The organism is Shinella sp. GW835-FHT14H05 (assembly GCF_058793575.1).
Genome location: NZ_JBXAFY010000004.1, coordinates 261,755 through 282,113 on the forward strand (window position 1 = coordinate 261,755; position 20,359 = coordinate 282,113).

Annotated in this window: 23 protein-coding genes; 8 read left to right on the top strand and 15 right to left on the bottom strand. The window is 65.7% G+C overall.

Going from position 1 to position 20,359, the window contains the following annotated elements; translation table 11 throughout:
• The first annotated feature begins 8 nt into the window (after window positions 1-8).
• Entirely contained in the window at window positions 9-476 is a 468-nt protein-coding gene (locus AC1Q6Z_RS15850; RefSeq protein ID WP_492648500.1) for a group III truncated hemoglobin, read from the top strand.
• Here AC1Q6Z_RS15850 and AC1Q6Z_RS15855 read toward each other — a convergent pair.
• From AC1Q6Z_RS15855 to AC1Q6Z_RS15870, 4 genes are all read right to left on the bottom strand, one after another.
• On the bottom strand, window positions 473-1,135 hold the full coding sequence (locus tag AC1Q6Z_RS15855) for a YiaD family glycine zipper/OmpA-like lipoprotein (RefSeq protein ID WP_256118195.1): 663 nt from the start codon (window positions 1,133-1,135) through the stop codon (window positions 473-475). The two genes, AC1Q6Z_RS15850 and AC1Q6Z_RS15855, sit on opposite strands and share 4 nt — an antisense overlap.
• A 79-nt stretch (window positions 1,136-1,214) precedes the next feature.
• The gene (locus tag AC1Q6Z_RS15860; protein WP_439614825.1) at window positions 1,215-2,105 is read right to left on the bottom strand and encodes an EamA family transporter; all 891 of its coding nucleotides are present in this window, start codon (window positions 2,103-2,105) and stop codon (window positions 1,215-1,217) included.
• A gap of 199 nt (window positions 2,106-2,304) precedes the next feature.
• The gene (locus tag AC1Q6Z_RS15865; RefSeq protein WP_492648501.1) at window positions 2,305-3,330 is read right to left on the bottom strand and encodes a histone deacetylase family protein; all 1,026 of its coding nucleotides are present in this window, start codon (window positions 3,328-3,330) and stop codon (window positions 2,305-2,307) included.
• Between the two features lie 129 nt (window positions 3,331-3,459).
• Window positions 3,460-3,870, bottom strand: a complete 411-nt coding sequence (locus AC1Q6Z_RS15870; RefSeq protein ID WP_492648502.1) for a hypothetical protein — start codon at window positions 3,868-3,870, stop codon at window positions 3,460-3,462.
• A 130-nt stretch (window positions 3,871-4,000) separates the two neighbouring features.
• Here AC1Q6Z_RS15870 and AC1Q6Z_RS15875 point away from each other — a divergent pair, with 130 nt between their 5' ends.
• Complete coding sequence (locus AC1Q6Z_RS15875; protein WP_492648503.1) at window positions 4,001-4,774, top strand: helix-turn-helix domain-containing protein; 774 nt, start codon at window positions 4,001-4,003, stop codon at window positions 4,772-4,774.
• Window positions 4,775-4,776: 2 nt separating this feature from the next.
• Here the strand turns inward: AC1Q6Z_RS15875 and AC1Q6Z_RS15880 are convergent, their stop codons facing one another.
• From AC1Q6Z_RS15880 to AC1Q6Z_RS15890, 3 genes are read right to left on the bottom strand one after another with little or no spacing between them, the layout of a single operon-like run.
• Window positions 4,777-5,142, bottom strand: coding sequence for a DMT family transporter (locus AC1Q6Z_RS15880; RefSeq protein WP_492648504.1), 366 nt, complete (start codon window positions 5,140-5,142; stop codon window positions 4,777-4,779).
• Entirely contained in the window at window positions 5,139-5,846 is a 708-nt protein-coding gene (locus AC1Q6Z_RS15885; protein ID WP_256118201.1) for a class I SAM-dependent methyltransferase, read from the bottom strand. Before AC1Q6Z_RS15885 ends, AC1Q6Z_RS15880 begins: the two co-directional genes overlap by 4 nt.
• 17 nt (window positions 5,847-5,863) lie before the next feature.
• Window positions 5,864-6,853: a glycosyltransferase gene (locus AC1Q6Z_RS15890; RefSeq protein WP_492648505.1), complete on the bottom strand. Its 990-nt coding sequence runs from the start codon at window positions 6,851-6,853 to the stop codon at window positions 5,864-5,866.
• 115 nt (window positions 6,854-6,968) lie between these two features.
• Here AC1Q6Z_RS15890 and AC1Q6Z_RS15895 point away from each other — a divergent pair, with 115 nt between their 5' ends.
• The 3 genes from AC1Q6Z_RS15895 (at window position 6,969) to AC1Q6Z_RS15905 (ending at window position 11,053) form a co-directional block, all read left to right on the top strand.
• Window positions 6,969-8,798 carry a hypothetical protein gene (locus AC1Q6Z_RS15895; protein ID WP_492648506.1) on the top strand — a complete coding sequence of 610 codons (1,830 nt, stop codon included), beginning with the start codon at window positions 6,969-6,971 and terminating at the stop codon, window positions 8,796-8,798.
• Window positions 8,799-8,879: 81 nt separating this feature from the next.
• Entirely contained in the window at window positions 8,880-10,463 is a 1,584-nt protein-coding gene (gene xseA, locus AC1Q6Z_RS15900; RefSeq protein WP_492648507.1) for an exodeoxyribonuclease VII large subunit, read from the top strand.
• Window positions 10,463-11,053, top strand: a complete 591-nt coding sequence (locus AC1Q6Z_RS15905; RefSeq protein ID WP_492648508.1) for an NAD(P)H-dependent oxidoreductase — start codon at window positions 10,463-10,465, stop codon at window positions 11,051-11,053. The genes xseA and AC1Q6Z_RS15905 overlap by 1 nt, the downstream gene beginning before the upstream one ends.
• Here AC1Q6Z_RS15905 and AC1Q6Z_RS15910 read toward each other — a convergent pair whose 3' ends face one another.
• Window positions 11,054-11,536: a MarR family winged helix-turn-helix transcriptional regulator gene (locus AC1Q6Z_RS15910; protein WP_492648509.1), complete on the bottom strand. Its 483-nt coding sequence runs from the start codon at window positions 11,534-11,536 to the stop codon at window positions 11,054-11,056.
• An 83-nt stretch (window positions 11,537-11,619) separates the two neighbouring features.
• Here AC1Q6Z_RS15910 and AC1Q6Z_RS15915 point away from each other — a divergent pair, with 83 nt between their 5' ends.
• Window positions 11,620-12,528 (top strand): EamA family transporter, encoded by a 909-nt coding sequence (locus AC1Q6Z_RS15915; RefSeq protein WP_492648510.1) that lies wholly within the window; start codon window positions 11,620-11,622, stop codon window positions 12,526-12,528.
• Here the strand turns inward: AC1Q6Z_RS15915 and AC1Q6Z_RS15920 are convergent.
• From AC1Q6Z_RS15920 to AC1Q6Z_RS15945, 6 genes are all read right to left on the bottom strand, one after another.
• On the bottom strand, window positions 12,479-13,267 hold the full coding sequence (locus tag AC1Q6Z_RS15920) for a pyrroline-5-carboxylate reductase family protein (RefSeq protein ID WP_492648511.1): 789 nt from the start codon (window positions 13,265-13,267) through the stop codon (window positions 12,479-12,481). The two genes, AC1Q6Z_RS15915 and AC1Q6Z_RS15920, sit on opposite strands and share 50 nt — an antisense overlap.
• On the bottom strand, window positions 13,264-14,517 hold the full coding sequence (locus AC1Q6Z_RS15925) for an aminopeptidase (protein WP_492648512.1): 1,254 nt from the start codon (window positions 14,515-14,517) through the stop codon (window positions 13,264-13,266). The genes AC1Q6Z_RS15920 and AC1Q6Z_RS15925 overlap by 4 nt, the downstream gene beginning before the upstream one ends.
• A gap of 70 nt (window positions 14,518-14,587) precedes the next feature.
• Entirely contained in the window at window positions 14,588-15,061 is a 474-nt protein-coding gene (gene ybaK / locus AC1Q6Z_RS15930) for a Cys-tRNA(Pro) deacylase (RefSeq protein ID WP_439625801.1), read from the bottom strand.
• Window positions 15,062-15,214: 153 nt separating this feature from the next.
• On the bottom strand, window positions 15,215-16,420 hold the full coding sequence (gene pcaF / locus AC1Q6Z_RS15935) for a 3-oxoadipyl-CoA thiolase (protein WP_492648513.1): 1,206 nt from the start codon (window positions 16,418-16,420) through the stop codon (window positions 15,215-15,217).
• 23 nt (window positions 16,421-16,443) lie between these two features.
• Window positions 16,444-17,133 (bottom strand): CoA transferase subunit B, encoded by a 690-nt coding sequence (locus AC1Q6Z_RS15940; RefSeq protein ID WP_492648514.1) that lies wholly within the window; start codon window positions 17,131-17,133, stop codon window positions 16,444-16,446.
• Entirely contained in the window at window positions 17,130-17,837 is a 708-nt protein-coding gene (locus AC1Q6Z_RS15945) for a 3-oxoacid CoA-transferase subunit A (RefSeq protein WP_439625807.1), read from the bottom strand. The genes AC1Q6Z_RS15940 and AC1Q6Z_RS15945 overlap by 4 nt, the downstream gene beginning before the upstream one ends.
• 118 nt (window positions 17,838-17,955) lie before the next feature.
• Between AC1Q6Z_RS15945 and AC1Q6Z_RS15950 the strand changes: the two genes are divergently transcribed.
• Window positions 17,956-18,711: an IclR family transcriptional regulator gene (locus tag AC1Q6Z_RS15950; RefSeq protein WP_492648515.1), complete on the top strand. Its 756-nt coding sequence runs from the start codon at window positions 17,956-17,958 to the stop codon at window positions 18,709-18,711.
• Between the two features lie 60 nt (window positions 18,712-18,771).
• On the top strand, window positions 18,772-19,422 hold the full coding sequence (locus tag AC1Q6Z_RS15955; RefSeq protein WP_492648516.1) for a sulfite oxidase-like oxidoreductase: 651 nt from the start codon (window positions 18,772-18,774) through the stop codon (window positions 19,420-19,422).
• Here AC1Q6Z_RS15955 and AC1Q6Z_RS15960 read toward each other — a convergent pair.
• Window positions 19,407-20,285, bottom strand: coding sequence for a helix-turn-helix domain-containing protein (locus AC1Q6Z_RS15960; RefSeq protein WP_492648517.1), 879 nt, complete (start codon window positions 20,283-20,285; stop codon window positions 19,407-19,409). The genes AC1Q6Z_RS15955 and AC1Q6Z_RS15960 overlap by 16 nt on opposite strands.
• Window positions 20,286-20,359 lie beyond the last annotated feature (74 nt).

The following is a 20,359-nucleotide window of genomic DNA, read 5'->3' on the forward strand; positions in this document are numbered from 1 at the left end:
TTCGGCCCATGACCGAAGATGCTCCCGACCGCCTCTCCCATTTCGCCGCCATCCGTGCCCGTGCGGAGGCGGAGATGCTGGCGATCGGCGTCACCGCCGCATTCATTCCGCTGCTGGTGGAGACGTTTTATGGCCGCGTGCGGGCGCATCCGGAGCTAGGCCCGGTCTTCGACGGCCGGCTTCAAGGCCGCTGGCCGGAGCATATGGCGAAGATGAACCGCTTCTGGTCCGCCGTCGCCTTCAAGGATGGCGGCTATGGCGGCAAGCCGGTGATGGCGCACCAGGGTGTGGCGGGCATGAACCCGCCGCTGTTCCAGACCTGGCTCGGCCTGTTTTCCGCGACGCTGGACGACATCGCGCCCTCGCCGGAGGCGAAGGCGTGGTTCATGGCGACGGCCGAGCGGATCGCGAAGAGCCTGGTGCTCTCGCTCTTCTACAACCCGGCCGACGACGACCCGGGTCTCAAGCGCGCTTAGCTCTTGAGCGGCGAGATCGCGATTTCGACGCGACGGTTCTGCGCGCGGCCCATTTCCGAGGCGTTGGAGGCGATCGGACGTTCCAGGCCATACCCCATCGCCGACATGCGGCGCGGATCGACACCGCGCGAGGCGAGGTAGTTCGCGACCGAATTGGCGCGGCGGTTGGAGAGATCCATGTTGTAGCCGGCATTGCCGACCGAGTCGGTGTGGCCGTCGACGTCGATCAGCGTCTTGTCGAACTTGCGCAGCACGATCGCCACCGAATCAAGCGTCGGATAGAACGGCGGAATCACCTGGTCCTGGTCGGTCGAGAAGGTCACGTTCGACGGCATGTTGAGGACGATGCGGTCGCCAACGCGGGTAACCGAGACGCCGGTGCCCTGCAGCTGCGCGCGCAACTCGGATTCCTGCGTATCCATGTAATTGCCGATCGCGCCGCCAGCGAGCGCCCCGACACCGGCGCCGATCAGCGCGGCATTGCGGCGCTGCACCGGGTTGTTGCCGATCAGCAGGCCGGCCACGGCGCCCACGCCCGCGCCGATCGCGGCACCCCCGGCGGTGTTCGAGACCTTCTGTTCGCCCGTATAGGGGTCAGTCGTCGTGCAGGCAGAAAGATAGACCGCGGCAACCGCGATAACAGCGCATTTCTTGTACATCTAGGCGTCCCCGAGGATTCGATGAATCTGCTTCAACCTAGCGATTGCGGCAGGAACATGAAAGAGGCGGCAGTTTTGCCTAGGCTTCACTGTTTCCGCCAGACGTGACACCAGCGCTCGCCGCGACGACCAAGGCGGTGCCGAGCATCTGGAAGGGCGTCATCGGCTGGCTGAGCACCAGGAAGCCGGCCAGCGCGCCGAGCGCGGGTTCCAGGCTCATCAGGATGCCGAAAGCGGACATCGGCATGCGGCGCAGCGCAATCATTTCCAGCGCATAGGGGAAGAGCGGCACGAGGATAGCGAGGCCGAGCATCATGCCGAGCCCTTCCGGGCTCATCGCCTCGTGTGCGCGCATGAGGCCGAAGGGTGCGGCGGCGACTGCCGCCACGATCAGCGACATGGAGAGCCCTTCCAGGCCCTTGAAGAGCTTTCCAGACTTCTTCATGAGAACGATATAGGTGCCCCAGCCGACGCCCGCGCCGCAGGCGAACAGCACGCCGACGGGATCGCCGACCCAGCCTTCGCCGTCATGGGAGAGCAGCACGACGCCGATGAAGGCCGCGAGCGGCCAGATCAGCCGCCAGCCGCCGCCAAGCCCCCAGGTCGCGACGGCAAGCGGCCCGAGAAACTCGATCGCCACGACCAGGCCGAGCGGAATGCGGTCGATGGCGGCGAAGAAACAGAGCGTCATGGCCGCCATGGTGGTGCCGAGCGTCAACGCGCTCTTCCACTGTTCGCGGCTGTAGGAGCGCATGGGCGGGCGCACGATCAGCGCCAGCACGGCGGCCGCCATGACCAAGCGGAGGAACGTCGTGGTGGACGGCCCGTAGGCGTCGATGGCGGTCGCGGAAAACGCCGAGCCGAACTGGATGCTCGACATGGAGGCGAGGCAGAGCAGCACGCCCGAAAAAAGCCCCGCATTTCCGGAGCCGGAAAGCTTTCCGCCCGCTGCCACCTGTTGATCCGCCATATGAGATGCTCCTCCAGGCACCCAGTCCTAGAGGAGGGTCTGCCAGCCGACAAATGGATAATCGTGACGCCTTGCTTCAGGAAAATTGATGCTAAAGTTTGTCAGGGAAAAGTGGAAACCGGTTTTCCCGAAAAGACAAACGAAAACAAAGAAACCTGGAGTCTGTCAGGTTCATAATGAACCTGACAGCCTCCAGGCCTCAGCCGGTGATGCCTTTTAGCGTGTTCGCGACGTTGGGGCCGATTTCCGGCACGCCGTAGCCGCCTTCCATGACGACGAGCACGGGCAGGCCGCTTGCCGCCATCGCCCGGCCCATCGTTACATAGTCCGGCGAGGTGAGCTTGAAGAAGGAGATCGGGTCCTTCTCGAACGTGTCGACGCCGAGCGACAGCACGATCACCTCCGCACCGAAGGCGGCGATACGCTTCAGTGCGTCGTGAAGGGCGGCCTCCCAGACGGAATAGGGCGTGCCGGGCGGCAGCGGGTAGTTCTGCGTCGTGCCTTCGCCGGCACCCTTGCCAGTCTCTTCCGCATAGCCGAGGAAGTGCGGGAAGGCTTCGGCCGGATCGCCATGCAGCGAGGCGAAATAGACGTCTCCGCGCTCGTAGAAGATATCCTGCGTGCCGTTGCCGTGGTGGAAATCGACATCGAGCACCGCGACCTTCTTCGCGCCCTTGTCGAGGAAGCGCTGGGCGGCGACGGCGGCGTTGTTGATGAAGCAATAGCCGCCGAAACTGTCGATGCCGGCATGGTGGCCGGGCGGGCGGCAGAGCGCGAAGGCGGCCTTGTCGCCGCCGGCCACGATGTCGGCTGCCGTCAGCGCGGTCTGCATGGAGGAGACGGCGGCTTCCCAGGTGCCGGGGGTGATCGCGGTTTCCGTGGCGTTGCAATAGTAGCCGAGCAGGCCATCGATCTGGGTGGGGATGCGCGGCGAGGTGCGGCGCACCGGGAAGGAGGTGGCGATCGCCTCGCCCCTGTAGCCGGCGGCCTTCCACTTTTCCCAGGCCACTTCCAGGAAGGCGAGGTAGCCGGCATCGTGGACCTTCAGCGCGGTTTCGAGACCGTGGCGCTCTGGCGCGGATACATCGGTGAAACCGGCATCCTTGACCGCCGCCAGGATCCACTCCGCCCGGAACGGCGCCTCGAAGGGCGGCACGAGCTCGCCGCCGTAAAGCTCGGTGCGAGCGTTCCTGAGCTTGTGGTCCTCGGAAAAGATAACGCGCATGAAGGGCTCCCCGTGTTCATTCGGGCGCGACGGTAGTGCATTTTCCGAGCAAGGGGAATCTCTCCCGCGAGGTAGGTCGATGCTTTCTGAACGGCAATCGCCCCCGCTTTCGCGGGGGCGATTGGATGCTCACGCGAGGGCTGCGCGCTGCTGCCGGCCGAGGCCGATCTGCTTGACGAGCAGGATATCGGCAACCGCCACGGCCACGACCGCGATGAGGCCGATGCCGGTGAGCGTCAGCCCGCTGCGGGCAAAGAGCAGCACGGCCACGCTGCCGATGACCCAGAGCGCATCGCCGGCGATGGCGAAGCGCACCGCGGCAGGTGACGGCCGCTCCTGCCGGCCGGCGGCGAGGTGGAAGGCGCCCCAGACGAGGAAGAAGGCGGCGAAACCGTTGAGGACGGCCGGTGTGGCGAGCGGGCCAACGAGGCTGCCGATCGGACCCGACAGGGCGAAGAGGCCGGCGGCGGCGGCGAGCGAGAAGACGCCGTCGGCGAGCATGATGGACTTCAGGAGATTGCGGTTGAGGGTGGTGAACATGATGGGCTCCTTTCGTTTCGATGGGCTGATCCTGCCGGGAGCGATGCGGCAAACCAATTACCTTGGAGGTAATGGAAATGATGTCGCGCCTGCTGTTTAGTGCGCGGGACAGCATGAATAGGAGACCGGCATGGAATTTGGCGAACATCTCAAGGAATGGCGCGGCCACCGGCGCATGAGCCAGCTGGAGCTTGCGACCGAGGCCGGCATCTCCTCCCGCCACCTGTCCTTCCTGGAAACCGGCCGCTCGCGCCCCTCGGAAGGCATGATCCTCCGGCTTTCCGCCGTGCTCGACATTCCGGCGCGCGACCAGGGCATGCTGTTTTCCGCTGCCGGTTTTCGCCCGCGCTTCGCGACGTCGCCGGCCGCGAGCCTGTCGGCCTTCCCGCCGGCGGTGGCGGAGGCGATCGGCCTCATCCTCGGCCGGCACGATCCCTATCCGGGCGTCGTCTTCGATCACGAATACAATGTGCTGACGGCCAACCAGGCGTTCCTCAGCCTTGCCGGCATGGCGGGCATCGCAGTGTCGCCGGGCGACAATTTCCTCGACGCCTATCTCGGACCGACGCCGCTGCGCGAGATCGTCGTCAACTGGGCACAGTCGGCGGCCGATCTGGTGCACCGCATCCGCGCCGAAGCCTGGTTGCAGGGGCCGCGAAGCCCCCTTCTTAAGCGCATCGAGCGGCTGGCGGCAGCGGACGATATCCAGGCCGCACTAGAAGCCTTTCCGGAGACGGACAGGTTGCCGATCCTGCCGATCGAGATGGCGATCGGCACGAAACGCTTCAACTGGATCACCACGCTCACCTCCTTCGGCTCGGCGCAGGATGCGCTGGTGCAGGGCGTGCTGATCGAGAGTTTCTTCCCGGCGGATGCCGAGACGCGGGCGCATTTCGAGGGGTGATGTCAGCCGTTGATGACGAGCATGCCGCCGACGATGAGGACGGCGCCGAGCGCGTAGCGCAGGGTCAGCGCCTCGCCGAGGAAGAGGCTGGCGAGCAGCGGCACGAAGCAAAAGGTCAGCGCCATGAAGGAATAGCCGATCGTCAGCGGCACCGCCTTCAGCACGAAGATCCAGACGATCGTGCCGGCGCCGTAGATGGCCAGCGCCAGCAGCAGCAGCGGATTGAACGCCAGCGCGACGAGACCCTTCACGCCGAATTCGCCGGTCGTGCCGCTCGTCAGCTTGAACAGCACCTGCCCCGCCGCAATCAGCAGCGGTGTTCCGAGCAGGCCGGCCCAGATGGTCGGGCTATAGCCGCCTGTGGTCACGCGTCGGGCTCCGCGCGGTCTTCCATGTAAAAAATGTCGCGGCCGATATCGACGCAGACATGGCGCGGCGGCACGGGATGCACGGCGCGCAGGAAGGAATGCGTGTAGGGGAAGAAGTTGAAATGCGGGTTGAAGCTGTAGCGATATTCCCGCTCGCGCGGCACGACGATGATCAGCCGGCGACGGGCGATGCGGCGCAGCTCGGCGATGGCCTGGCGGTATTCCAGCACATGTTCGATGACATGGGTGCAGACGACCGTGTCGAATTCGCCATCGGCAAAGGGCAAAGACTCGATCATCGCGGCGACATATTCGACGCCGGTGATGCTCGCCGCATCGTCGACGACGAAATCGACGCCGGTCAGCCGCTTGAGGCCGGGATTGCCCGCCTTGATGAAGTTCAGCAGCGCGCCGGTGCCGCAGCCGACATCGCAGACGCTTTCGCCGACGATGGAGGCGACGATGCGATCGATGCAGGCCTGCGAATTGTCCGTGCCGGCGTGGACGCGCGGATGCTCGCGATAGAGGTCTTCATATTCCGCGGCGGTGAGGAAGGGCGCGCGCTCGCGGAATTTGGCGAGCTTGCCGATATGCTTGCCCCAGACCAGGCTCGCCGCCTGCTTGAACAGCGCGGAATCGCGCAGGATCGGTGGCAGCACGTCTTCGATCACGAAGCGGATGCGGTTGGTGGTTTCCCTGTTCATGGTGCTGTCCCGTTCGGTCAGGCCGCAAGATTCCGCGCCGCTTTTTCCGCCCTGCGGGCGGTGCGGGCATACCGGCCGGCGGATTGGTTCATGTAATGGATGCGGAGCTGCTCGGCGCGGGCGCGGGCCAGCGAATCGAGGATCATGCCGGCGGAGAAGACCAGGAACGAGATCATCATCAACGCCAGCGAGAAGACCCAGGTCGGCATACGCTCGACGAGCCCCGTGCGGAAATATTCGCCCAGCACCGGCGCCATGAAGCTGAGGCTCAGGATCATGAAGAAGCCGCTGATCGCGCCGAAGAACACGAAGGGCCGCGTCTCCTTCATCAGCATGGCGAACATCCAGAGGATCTTTGCGCCGTCCTTGAATGTGGAGAGCTTCGAGTGCGAACCCTCCGGCCGGCGGCCGTAATCGAGCTCCAGCTCGGCGATGGGCATGCGCAGCCGAGAGGCATGCACGGACATTTCCGTCTCGATCTCGAAGCCGCCGGACACGGCCGGAAAGCTCTTGGCGAAGCGGCGGGAGAAGGCGCGGTAGCCGGAGAAGATATCGGAGAAATCGTTGCCGAACAGCGAGCGGAACAGCGTGTTGAAGATGCGGTTGCCGAAGGCATGGCCCTGGCGTCCGGCATCCGCATGCACGCCGCGCCGCGTGCCGACGACCATGTCGGCACCCTCGGTGATCAGCGTGCGGATGAGTTCCGGCGCATCCGAGGCGGCATAGGTGCCGTCGCCGTCGGCCATGATGTAAATGTCCGCCTCGATATCGGAGAACATACGGCGCACCACATTGCCCTTGCCCTGGCGGCGCTCGCGCACGACGGTCGCGCCCGCAAGGGCTGCGCGCAACGCGGTCGAGTCGGTGGAATTGTTGTCGTAGACATAGACGCGGGCGGAGGGCAGCGCTGCGCGGAAATTCGTCACGACATCGCCGATCGTCTGCGCCTCGTTGTAGCAGGGCAGCAGGACGGCAATCTCAAGGTCTTCCAGCAAGGCTTCCGTCATGACGACGCGGTCTCCGTTGCGGGCCGCCTCATGCGCCCCACCGGTTTTACTATTTCTTGAGAAGGTTAAGGCTAGGTTTTCGCCAGAGTTGAATGGGCAGACAAAGAGGCGAAACGTGTCGAAATCCATGCCTGCAGCCCTGCCGATCGCACCGCAGGAGACGTTCGCACCGCGCACCGGGATGACCTGGCGCGTGCTCGCCTTCTATTCCGCCATCACCATCGCCCTGCTGCTTGCCCTTTCGCTGCCCTTCACCACCGATTATGTCGGCTCCGACAATGACGATGCGATGCGGCTCGTCATGGTGCGCGACCTGCTCGCCGGCCAGGGCTGGTTCGATACCACGCAGTATCGCCTGGGGCTGGCCGGCGGCACACCGATGCACTGGTCGCGCTTCATCGACCTGCCGATCGCCAACCTGATCAGTTTCTTCTCGCTTTTTGCCGGGCAGCAGCAGGCCGAGGCGCTGGCGCTTGCCGTCTGGCCATCCATTCTCGTCGTCGCGGTGCTCTTCAGCGCAGGCGTTGCCAGCTATCGGCTGGGCGGCACGATGGCGATGCATGCGACGCTGATCCTGACCTCCATCCTCATCCTCTCGCTGAACCGCTTCCAGCCCGGCTCGATCGATCATCACAATGTGCAGATCCTGCTGGTGACCGCCATCACGGCCATGCTGCTTTCGCCCACAAGACGACCACGCGACCATGCCATCGCGGGCGTGCTGGCGGGCTTCGCCATCGCCATCGGCGTGGAGACGACGCCGCTGATCGGCGCGGTCTGCCTGATCGTCGCCCTGCGCTGGGCGTGGCATGGCAGCAGCTTCCGGGATGCCGCCACCGCCTATGGCCTCGCGCTGGCACTGACGACGACCGGGGCCTTCTTCGCCACCGTGGCGCCGTCGCATTACAGCCAGGTCACCTGCGACAGCCTGTCCTACGGCTTCTATGCGCTCGCCACGCTCGGCGGCGGCACGCTTTTCCTGACAGCGTCGCTTGCCAGCGCCTGGTCGTTCCGCGGCCGGGTTTTCGCGCTCGCGGGTGCCGGCGCCGTACTTGCCGCGGCCGTGCTGCTGATCGCGCCCGGCTGCCTGTCGAACCCGCTCGATGCGCTCGATCCGCTGTTGAAAACCTTCTGGCTCGACATGGTCATCGAGGCGCAATCGGCAATCGCGCAGTTCCACCTCGACCCCACGTCGATCGCCGGCTTCTACGCCACCGGCGTAATCGCGATCGTCGCCTGCCTGCGCTGCGTCTATCGCCGCGAGGCGACGGAACAGCATATCATCCTGCTCGCGCTGCTAACGGTCGCCTTCGCGATCTCCGTCCTCCAGATCCGCGGCTCGATCTTCGTCTATGTGCTTGCCGCCATCCCGCTCGGCCGCATGGTCGCCAGGCTGCGCGAGGCCTCTAATGCCGCACCGAAGAACCTGAAGCTCGGCGCTGCCTTCGCCGGCCTCACACTCGCCTCGACGCCCGCGAGCTGGGCGCTCGGCGGCGCCCTCCTGCCTGGCCAGTCCGGCGATGTGCTGCGCGCCGAACTTTCGAGCAAGCCGAAGCTGCCCGCCTGCAAGGACCAGTCCGTGCTGGCGCCGCTTGCCCACGAGCCGATCGGCGTCGTCGCCGCCGTTTCGGATCTCGGCGCGCCGATCCTGCGCTTTACCGGCCACCGCGTGCTGTCCGCGCCCTACCACCGCAACCAGGGCGGCATGCTGACGGAGCTGCATATCGGCCTTTCCAACCCGCGCCAGGCGGAAGCATTCTTGCGCGGGGCCAAGGTGACGCTGCTCGCCTTTTGCCCGGGCAATTCGCAGATCAAGATGATCGCCAAGGCCGAGCCGGACGGTCTCTATGCCAACCTCCTGAAAGGCAAAGTGCCGGACTATCTCGAACCGGTCGAGGGCGCACAGGGGCCGGTGCTAAAACTCTACCGGGTGAAACCCGAATAGGCCGCTTTTTGGCGCGCGACAGCTGGGGATGCCGGCTGCGGCACCCTGTCATCCGCCGCCAAACGCACTACACTTTGCCGCATGAGCTTCTTTTCCGACAGTGATTCGCCCAGCAACCTCGCCGAATATTCGGTGTCGGAACTTTCCGGTTCCATCAAGCGCACGGTCGAGCAGGCCTTCGACCAGGTGCGCGTGCGCGGCGAGATTTCTGGCTATCGCGGCCCGCATTCCTCGGGACACGCCTATTTCTCGCTGAAGGACGACCGGGCGCGCATCGACGCGGTCATCTGGAAGGGCAGCTTCTCGAAGCTGCGCTTCAAGCCGGAAGAGGGCATGGAGGTGATCGCCACCGGCAAGGTCACGACCTTCCCCGGCTCCTCGAAATACCAGATCGTCATCGAGACGCTGGAGCCCGCCGGTGCCGGCGCGCTGATGGCGCTGCTGGAAGAACGCCGCCGCAAGCTCGCCGCCGAGGGGCTTTTCGATACGGAGCGCAAGAAGCCGCTCCCCTTCCTGCCCAGGGTGATCGGCGTCGTCACGTCACCAACGGGTGCCGTCATCCGTGACATCCTGCACCGCATCGCCGACCGTTTTCCCGTCCATGTCATCGTCTGGCCCGTCAAGGTGCAGGGCGAAGGGTCGGGCCAGGAGGTGGCGGCGGCGATCGAGGGGTTCAACGCGTTTCAGCCGGGTGGAGCGATGCCGCGGCCTGACGTGCTGATCGTCGCGCGCGGCGGCGGCAGCCTGGAGGACCTCTGGAGTTTCAACGACGAGATCGTCGTGCGCGCCGCCGCCGCCTCGAAAATCCCGCTGATCTCCGCCGTCGGCCATGAGACGGACTGGACGCTGATCGACCATGCGGCCGACCGGCGCGCGCCGACGCCGACGGGGGCCGCCGAAATGGCCGTGCCCGTCAAAGCCGACCTCGACGCGGAAATCGCCTCGCTCACCGCACGCCTTCGTGGCGCCGTGGCCCGCCAGATGGACAATCGTCGCCAGGGGGTGCGCGCACTCGCGCGCGCGCTGCCCTCGCTCGACCAGCTTCTCGCACTCCCCCGCCGCCGCTTCGATGAGGCGGCCACCGGGCTCGGCCGCGGCCTGCAGATGAACACGGTCAACAAGCGCCGCACCTTCGAGCGCGCGGCGGCGCATCTTCGGCCCGACGTTCTCCTCACCCGCATCGCCGAGCGCCGCCAGCGCGTCACCGACCGCGTGCAACGCGCCGAGCGCATCATCGAGCGCAGGCTCGACCAGTTCCGCGCCCGGCTCTCCGCCTTCGACGTGTCGCTGCGCGCGACGCCGGCTCGCATCGCCGCGCAGACCGGCCGCTCACGCGACCGGCTGACGGGGCTGGCGCTGCGCGCCGAAAGCGCGCTCGCCGGCAATCTCGCCCGCCGCCGCGCGCTGCTCCAGGCGCAGGACCGCATGCTGCAATCGCTCTCCTATCGCAACGTGCTGAAGCGCGGTTACGCGCTGGTGCGCGACGAGGAGGGCTCGCCCATCAATGCCGCAGCGGAACTGGGACCGGGCCGGGCGATCGCCATCGAATTCGCCGACGGCACGGTCGATGCCGTCACGGGCTCGGGCGGCGGCACGCCACCGCGCAAGAAGGGCGCGAAGGCGGAGCCGGAAAAACCCGCGCCGCGCCAGGGCTCGCTGTTCTGATGCGCATCCTGCTCGTGCTCGCCCATCCGCTGGAGGAGAGTTTCGCCGCAAGCGTCGCCGAGACGGTGCGACGGAAGCTGGTGGCAAACGGCCATACGGTCGATCTTCTCGACCTCTACCGCGAGGATTTCGATCCGCGGCTCACACCCTCCGAACGCGCCCGCTTTTTCCAGCCGGGTTACGACCCGTCGGAAGCGGAGCCGTTCGTTTCGCGGCTGAAGGCGGCGGACGGGCTCGTGCTGGTCTTTCCGCAGTGGTGGTTCAATTTCCCGGCCATCCTGAAGGGCTTCTTCGACCGGGTGTTTGCCCCCGGTGTCGCCTATGAAAACGATCCGGCGGGCGGGCGCATCCAGCCGCGCCTCGACAATATCCACCTGTTCTGGGCCTTCACCACGACCGGTTCACCCTGGTGGATCGTGCATCTCTACATGGGCAACCCGGTGAAACGGCTGCTGAAGCGCGCCATCGCCGCCTTCTGCGCCAAGGGCCTCGATTTCAAGCTGGTCAATCTCTACGACATCGATCGCAGCAGCGAGGCCAAGCGCAAGGCGCATATCGCGCGGGTCGAAAAGCTGGTCGACCGCATCTGACTATTCGAATTCGGCCAGGAATTTCCGCAGCAAGCCATCCAGCGCCGCGCGCTCGCCGTCATCCAGGCCTTCCAGCAGCCGGTGCTGGTTCCCGACATGGGCGGTCACGGTCGCATCCACCACGGAAAAACCCTTCGGCGTCAGCGCGATGATCACGCCGCGCCGGTCCTCCGGATTGTGTGAGCGTTCGATGAGCCCGGCTTTTTCCAGTTGATCGAGGCGATTGGTCATCGTGCCGGAGGTCACCATGGTGGCCGCCAGCAGGTCGCCCGGCGAAAGCCGATAGGGCGGCCCGGACCGGCGAAGCGTCGCCAGCACGTCGAAACTCGCGGCGTTGAGCCCGTTTTCGGCGAGCGTCTTGTCGATTTCCCGGGCAAGATGGGTGCGCAGCCGCGCGATGCGGCCGAGCAGGCCCATCGGCCCGACATCGAGGTCCGGCCGTTCGCGGTTCCACTGGGCTAAAATTCTGTCGACGTGATCCATGCGCGGACTTAAGGGCGAAATTAACTTGACGTCAAGATAATCTCATATATCTTGACATCAAGATTCTTTATATGGAGATAATTATGTCTCGCAGCACCGATATCCTCCTCACCGCCGCCGCACCCGCCATCTGGGGCAGCACCTATATCGTCACCACCGAGCTGCTGCCGGCCGGCTATCCGCTGACCCTCGCCATGCTGCGCGCGCTGCCGGCGGGCCTTCTCCTGCTCGCCCTCGTGCGGCAATTGCCGCAGGGGATCTGGTGGGGGCGGACCTTCCTCCTCGGCGCGCTGAACTTTTCGTTCTTCTGGGCGATGCTTTTCGTTTCGGCCTATCGCCTGCCGGGCGGCGTGGCGGCCACGGTCGGCGCCATCCAGCCGCTGATCGTGCTCGGCCTGTCGCGCGCCGTGATGGGCACGGCGATCCGGCCGCTTTCGGTCGTCGCGGGTCTCGCCGGCATTGGCGGCGTGGCGCTGCTGGTGCTGACACCAGCCGCCCATCTCGACCCGATCGGCATCGTCGCCGGCCTTGCCGGCGCCGTGTCCATGGCCTTCGGCACCGTGCTGTCGCGCCATTGGCAGCCGCCCGTGCCGCCGCTCACCTTCACCGCCTGGCAACTGACGGCGGGCGGCCTGCTGCTCGTGCCCGTCGCGCTGTTCTTCGAGCCGGCGCTGCCCGTTCCGACAGCCGAAAACCTCATCGGCTTCGCCTATCTCGGCGTCATCGGCGCGGCCCTCACCTATATCGTCTGGTTCCGCGGCCTTGCCCGGCTCGACCCGGCAACGATCTCGCCGCTTGGATTCCTGAGCCCCTTGGTCGCCGTCGTGCTCGGCTGGGCGCTGCTCAGGCAGGATCTCAGCTTGCTGCAGATCGCCGGCATGGTCGTGGTGCTGGGAAGTGTCTGGCTCAGCCAGTGGGCGCAGGTGCAGGATGCCGTGCGGATCAGTCCGCGCCCTGCATCGCCCGCCGCCGCGCGGCCGTCAGCCCCATGAAGACGGCGTGCGCCAGGTCGGCGTCGATCATCGCGGAAAGGCCGGCCGCCGTGGTGCCGCGATATTCCATGAAGAGTTCGACGATATCGGCCGGCGTATCGCTGATGCTCGCCATCTGCATGGCAGCACCGAGGAAAAGCTGGCGCACGGCAAGGTCGGCCGTCTCGGGATCGATGCCCGCCTCGATCGCATGGCGGATCATCGCATCCGCCACCAGCGCCGGGAAGGCGGCGCCCGAACCGGTGAGCGCGGTGAAATAATCGAGCTCGTGTTCGTTGGTGATGAAATGCGCCCGCCCCGAGGCGGAAAAGAAGCTTTGCGCGAACTCCGCCTCGGACTTGCGCACGTCGTCCGTCGCAAACCACGGCGTGAAGGACTGCCGCTGCTCGGCGCAGGCATTCGGCATGGCGCGCACGATGCGCCGTGCGCCAAACCGGTCGGTGATCTCGTCCACCGAGACGCTCGCCATGACGGAAATGACGAAACGGCCGCGAAGATCGAGGTCGATCTCATCGAGATCCGACGGGCGGACGGAGAAGACGATGATGTCGGACGCATCCACCAGAATGGAATTGTCCGTCGTCATATGCACGCCCGGCCAGGCTTCGAAGCCGGAAATATTGCCGGAGCGCGAGGACAGCACGAGATCGGCCGGTTTGACGATGCGATCGGCAAGCACGGGCCGGAGCAGAGCCCCGGCCAGCCATCCGCCACCGCCGATCACGCCGATATGGGTCATGCCCACTCGCCGCGTCGCATGACGGGCATGCTGCTGCCGTCCGCACGGATGCCGTCGATATCCACCTTGTCGGAGCCGATCATCCAGTCGATATGGATGAGGCTTTCATTGCCGCCCTGCGCGCGAATCTGCTCCGGCGAAAGGCTTGCGCCGTCGAGGAAGCACTTCGAATAGCACTGGCCGAGCGCGATGTGGCAGGAGGCGTTTTCGTCGAACAGCGTGTTGTAGAACAGGATACCGCTCGCCGAAATCGGCGAGGAATGCGGCACGAGCGCCACTTCGCCGAGACGACGCGCGCCCTCGTCGGTCTCCAGCACCTTGTTCAACACCGCCTCACCCTTTGAGGCCTTCGCCTCGACGATGCGGCCGCCCTCGAAGCGCACCTGGATGTCGTCGATCAGCGTGCCCTGGTGGGAGAGCGGCTTGGTGGAGGAGACATGACCCTCGACGCGCAGCGCATGCGGGGTGGTGAAGACCTCTTCGGTCGGGATGTTCGGGTTGCAGGTGATGCCGTTCTTCGCCGTCGCGGCGCCGCCGTGCCATTCATGGCCATCGGCAAGGCCGACCGTCAGGTCCGTGCCAGGCCCCGTGAAGTGCAGGGCGGAAAAGCGCTCGCCGTTGAGCCAGGCCGAGCGGCTGGCAAGATTGGCATTGTGCGCCCGCCAGGCACCGACCGGATCGGCGACGTCGACGCGCGACGCGGCAAAGATGGCGTTGGCGAGCTTTTCGACCGCCACCTCCTCCAGGTCGTTCGGGAAGACCTGCTTGGCCCAGGAGGGGTTCGGGTAGGAGACGATGTTCCAGTTGATGTCGAAATTGGCGATCTTCTCCAGCGCCGGCTTGTAGGCGGTGGAGTTCGCCTTGTTGGCCCGGGCGACCTTCGCCGGGTCCTCGCCGGAGAGCAGCATCGGATTGTCGCCGGAAATCGCAAGGCGCGCCGCGCCATTGGCATAGGCCTTGGCCATGCCCTCGTAGAGCCAGTCGCTGGCGCGGTCGAAACTCTCGTCCGGCGCATGATGATAGCGGGCGAGCGTCGTCTCTTCGTCGGAATAGAAGGTGCTGACGAGACCCGCGCCGGCCATATAGGCGTGTTTGGTGATGAGGCGGGCGAGCGGCAGGGCGGCGACCGGCGCCGTCACCACGAGATCCTGACCCTTCTGGAGCTGAAGGCCGACGCGCACTGCGACTTCGGCGAGCTTGTCGAGCTTTTGCGGATCGATGGCGGGGGCGGAATTTTCGGGATAGGTCATGGCATGCCTGTCTGTTCTCAAAATGGATAAAGGAAACTTAGTGTGCTTGTCGCCGGAAGAGAAGGCGCAATCAGGCGATGACCGGCGCCGAAATCGCCTTCAGCGCGGCAAGCGCATCGCGCGGCGCCAGCCGCACCTGCAAACCGCGCTGCCCGCCGTTGATATAGACGGCGTCATGCACGAGTGCCGCTTCCTCGATTGCCGTCCGCACCTGCTTCTTCTGGCCGAAGGGGCTGATGCCGCCCACCACGAAACCGGTGAGCCGCTCGGCATCCGCCGGTTTCATCATGTTCGCCGACTTGCCCTTGAAGGCGGCGGCCAGCTTTTTCATGCTGACCTCGCAATCCGACGGCACGATGACGCAGACCGGCTTGCCATCCACCTCCGCCATCAGCGTCTTGAGAACCCGTGACGGATCCTCCCCCAGCGCCTCGGCGGCCTGGATGCCGACGCGATCTGCGGTCGGGTCGTAGTCGTAGGTGTGGACGGTGAAGGAAGTGCCGGACTTGGCGAGCGCCTGGGTGGCGCGGGTGGTCTTGGACATGGCGGGCCGTCATCGAAGCGGAAGGGTTGCTCCGCATGCGTGCCGGAGCGGCGGGGCCGTGTCAATGCGGTGGGCGAAGCAGCCCCTCATACGGCTACCGCCACCTTCTCCCCGCTAGCGGGGAGAAGGTTAGAATGAGGGGCTATCGCAGCCTCAAGCCCGCTCCAGCGCCACCGCGATGCCCTGCCCCACGCCAATACACATGGTGGAGAGCGAGCGTTTCTTGCCGGTCAGCTGCAGTTCCAGCGCCGCCGTGCCGGTGATGCGGGCGCCGGACATGCCGAGCGGGTGGCCGAGCGCGATGGCGCCGCCGTTCGGGTTGACGTGGTCCGCGTCGTCGGCGATGCCAAGTGCGCGGAGCGTCGCCAGGCCCTGGGAGGCAAAGGCTTCGTTGAGTTCGACGACATCGAAGTCCGACGGCTTCAGGCCGAGGCGGGCGCAGAGACGCTGCGTCGCATGGACCGGACCGATGCCCATGATGCGCGGCGGAACACCTGCCATGGCGCCGCCGAGGATGCGGGCGATCGGGGTCAGGCCATATTTCCTGACCGCCGCCTCCGAGGCGATGATCAGCGCGGCCGCACCATCGTTGACGCCGGAGGCATTGCCGGCGGTCACCGTGCCGCCCTCCTTCTTGAAGGGCGTGCCGAGCTTGGCGAGCGCGTCCATCGTGGTCGCCCGCGGATGTTCGTCCTTCTCGACGACCACCGGATCGCCCTTGCGCTGCGGGATGGTGACGGGTGTAATTTCCTTCGCCAGCCGCCCGTTCGCCTGCGCTTCGGCGGCCTTCGCCTGCGAGCGCACTGCAAAAGCGTCCTGGTCCTCGCGCGACACCTTGAAATCTTCGGCAACGTTCTCGCCGGTCTCCGGCATGGAATCGACGCCGTATTGCTTCTTCATCAGCGGATTGACGAAGCGCCAGCCGATGGTCGTGTCGTAGATCTCCGCGTTGCGCGAAAAGGCCGTCTCGGCCTTGGGCATCACGAAGGGCGCGCGGCTCATGCTCTCGACGCCGCCGGCGACGATCAGCTCCGCCTCGCCCGCTTTGATGGCGCGGGCGGCGGCGATGACGGCATCCATGCCGGAGCCGCAGAGCCGGTTGATCGTCGTGCCGGACACGGACACCGGGAGGCCGGCGAGCAGCGAGGACATGCGGGCGACGTTACGATTGTCCTCGCCCGCCTGGTTGGCGCAGCCGAAGATGACGTCGTCAACCGCTTCCCAGTCGATGCCGGCATTCTTCGCCATCAGCGCCTTCAGCGGGATGGCGCCGAGATCATCGGCGCGTACCGACGAGAGCGAGCCGCCGAAACGGCCGATGGGCGTGCGGATATAGTCGCAGATATAGGCTTCGCTCATGGTCTTTCCTCAGATTTCCGGCCTCAGATTTCCGGCACGACGAGATCGGCGACGGGGCCATCGACATGGAGTTTCGCGCCCGTCATAGCCTGCAATTCTTCGGTCGTCATGCCCGCCAGCTTTTCGCGCAACACGAAGCGGCCGCCGGTCACATCGATCACGGCATGGCTCGTATAGATGCGGGTGATGCAGCCGACGCCGGTGAGCGGGAAGGTGCATTTTTCGACGAGTTTCGGCTCCCCGTTCTTGGTGACGTGCTCCGTGATGACGACGACCGATTTGGCGCCGTGCACGAGGTCCATCGCCCCGCCGACGGCCGGCACGCCCTTGGAGCCGACGCGCCAGTTGGCAAGGTCGCCGTTCTCCGCCACCTGGTAGGCGCCGAGGATCGCGACGTCGAGATGGCCACCGCGCACCATGGCAAAACTGTCGGCATGGTGGAAGAAGGCGGAGCCGGGCTTCAGCGTCACGGCCTTCTTGCCGGCATTGATGAGGTCCCAGTCCTCCTCGCCGGCCGGCGGCGCCTCGCCGAAATCCAACAGGCCGTTTTCCGTGTGGAAGATCGCCTCGCGGCCCGCCGGCTGGTAGCGCGCCACCATCTCGGGAAAGCCGATGCCGAGGTTCACATAGGCGCCATCGGCAATGTCCTGTGCCGCGCGCCAGGCGATCTGGGCGTTGGAAAGCTTGATGTCTTCGCGTGTATCGACAGTCATGCGTAGGCCACTCCTGCGCGGATGAGATCTTCTTCCTGCCGGGCATCCGTCACTTCCACGACGCCGTCGACGAAGATGCCGGGGGTGACGACGTGTTCCGGCTCGATGCCGCCCGGCTTCACCAGCTGCCCGACCTGCACGATGGTCTTTGCCGCCGCCATGCACATCAGCGGGCCGAAATTGCGGGCTGCCTTGTTGTAGGTGAGGTTGCCGTGCGTATCGCCGACATGCGCCTTCACGAGCGCGAAATCCGCCTTCAGCCAGCGCTCCTGCACATACATGCGGCCATCGAATTCGGCGGTCGGCTTGCCCTTGGCGAGCTCGGTTCCATAGCTCGTCGGCGTGTAGAAAGCGGGGATACCGGCGCCACCGGCGCGGATGCGCTCGGCAAGCGTGCCCTGCGGCACCAGTTCCAGCTCGATCTCGCCGGCCAGATACCGGTCGGTGAAGGCGCGCGGATCGGTCGAGCGCGGGAAGGAGCAGATCATCTTGCGCACCAGCCCGGCATCGATCATCGCGGCGATACCGATGCGGCCGTTGCCGGCATTGTTGTTGATGACGGTCAGGTCCTTGGCGCCCTTGTCGATGAGCGCGTGGATCAGCTCGATCGGGGCGCCCGAGCCGCCAAACCCGCCGATCATGACCGTGGCGCCATCGCCGATGCCGGCCACCGCCTCCGCCAGACTTTTGATGGTCTTGTCCATGTAAAATCTCCCGTTGTTGCAGCAGAGGTAAATCCGAAGGGGAAAAGCGGCAAGGCATTTTGTGCGTTATTTGACTTTTGTTCAATAAACGCACAAACTAGAGAAAAGCGAGGTCACAATGCGGGAAACGGATTTCATCGGCGGGTTTGCCAAGGGGCTCAGGGTCATCGAGGCCTTCGGTGAGACAAAACCGCGGCTCACCATCACCGATGTCTCGAAGGAGACGGGCCTCGACCGGGCGACGGCAAGGCGTTGCCTGCTGACCCTCGCCGAACTCGGCTATGCCGCCTATGACGGCAAATTCTTCGAGCTCACGCCAAAAATCCTGCGGCTCGGCCATGCCTATCTTTCCGCGACGCCGCTGCCGCGGCTCGTGCAGCCCTATCTCGACCAGCTCTCCGAAAAGGTCGGCCAGAGCGCATCGGCCTCGGTGCTCGATGGCACGGAGATCGTCTATGTGGCGCGCGCGGCGCAAAAACGCGTCATGTCGATCAACCTGATGCCGGGCTCGCGGCTGCCCGCCTATTGCGCCTCGATGGGCCGCGTGCTGCTTGCAGCGCTGCACGAGGCCGACGCGCGCGCCATCGTGGAGGCCTCCGACCGGCAGGCGAATACGACGTTCACGAAGACCGAGCCGGACGACCTGATGGCGGAATTTGCCCGCGTGCGCCGGCAGGGCTATGCGGTGATCGACCAGGAGCTGGAAATCGGCCTCTGCTCCATCGCCGTGCCGCTGGAAAACGCCCGCGGCCGGGTCGTCGCGGCGCTCAATATCGGCGCGCCGGCAGCGCTTGCGACCGCCGACGATATGGTCGAGCGCTACCTGCCGGCGATGCGCGAGGTGCAGGCGGCGCTGCGGCAGGTGCTCGCCTGAGTCGGCCTTGACAGAGGTCAGGGGGCGACCCCACCTGTTGCAGTGCAGCAGGAGACTACCATGCGCGACGACGACAGCAAGCTCACCCGTACCAAGCGCAAATGGGCGGATGAGGGGAAATTCCTGACAGGCCGCATCGCACGGCCGGAGACCGACCGCCTGCCGCCCGGCCAGCATCTGGTAAAGAACTGGCCGGTGCTCGATCTCGGCCAGCAGCCGGTGATCCGCCCGGAAAGCTGGCGGCTCGACGTGAAGGGCGGGGCGGAAAACCCGACATCCTTCAGCTGGACGGATTTTCTGGCGTTGCCGCAGAGCCAGAAACTTTCGGACATCCATTGCGTGACGACGTGGTCGCGCTACGACAACCGCTGGGAGGGCGTCTCCACCCGCGACCTTCTCGACCTCGTCATGCCGCGGCCGGAGGCGGATTTCGTGATGCTGACGAGCTATGACGGCTACACGACCAACCTGCCGCTGGCCGATTTCGCCGCCGAAGACGCAATTCTCGCCACCCATTGGGAAGGCAAGCCGATCTCAACCGAACATGGCGGGCCGATGCGCCTCGTCGTACCGCATCTCTATTTCTGGAAGAGCGCCAAGTGGCTGACGCGCATCGATTTCCTGCCCGGTGACCAGGCCGGTTTCTGGGAGCGCAACGGCTATCACATGCGCGGCGACCCGTGGCGCGAAGAACGTTATTCCGACGACTGAGCAGCGAGCCGCGCCCGTTCGCGCAGCCGCCAGGCACGCGGCGTCTCCCCGGTCTCACGCAGGAAATAGCGCGAGAAATAGGCGGGGTCGGCAAAGCCAAGGCGCAGGCCGATTTCCTGCGCCGGCATTTCGGTGAAGACCAGTTCGCGCTTCGCCTCGTCGATCATCTTGCGGCCGATATAGGCATGCGCCGAGAGCCCCGTCGCCGCCTTGACGATTCGGTTGAGGTGCGTCGGCGAAATGCCGAGTCTTTCCGCGTAAAAACCGACGGGCCGTTGGGCGCGAAAATGCTGCTGTATCAGGCCGTTCAGGTGCTCCATGCGTCGCGCCGTAGCGCCCTCCGGCGCATCGTCGCGGCCTGAAAGCCGCGCCGTCAGCGTCAGTACCGAGGAGAGATAGGCTTCCATCAGGTCCGTGCGGCCGTTGCGCCGGGCCGCCCACTCGGCGGCGAGCCGTTCCAGCGTCGCGATGACGAAGGCGCCGTCCGGATCGCCGGCATCGAGCGGCGTCACACGCGGCTCTGCCGCGAAGCGCCCCGCCTCGCCGGCAAGGCGCAGATGCGAGGCGAGCATGGTGAAGACGTGGCCATCCACGTCGCGCGAGAAGCGGAAGCCGTGGTCGACACTAGGCGGCACGGTGACGACGGCGGGCGGCGTCAGCGTCGCCTTCCCGGCACCGAACAGCGCATCGCCCGATCCCGCCGAAATGTACAGGATTTGGAAGAAGCTCTGGTGCCGGTGCAGGCCGATTTCATAGCGGTGGAGGCTGCTGCGCGACGGGATCGTTTCGCAGTGCAACCAGAAATCCGGCGCATTTCCGGTGCGTTCGCCGTAGAGATCATAGGTCGGGACGTGTCTGGTCATGCCGGCGCCATCGGTTCGCGATGTTCGATTTGTACAAGTTCGAGACCGATCCGTCCATTGCCCGCACCCGCCCT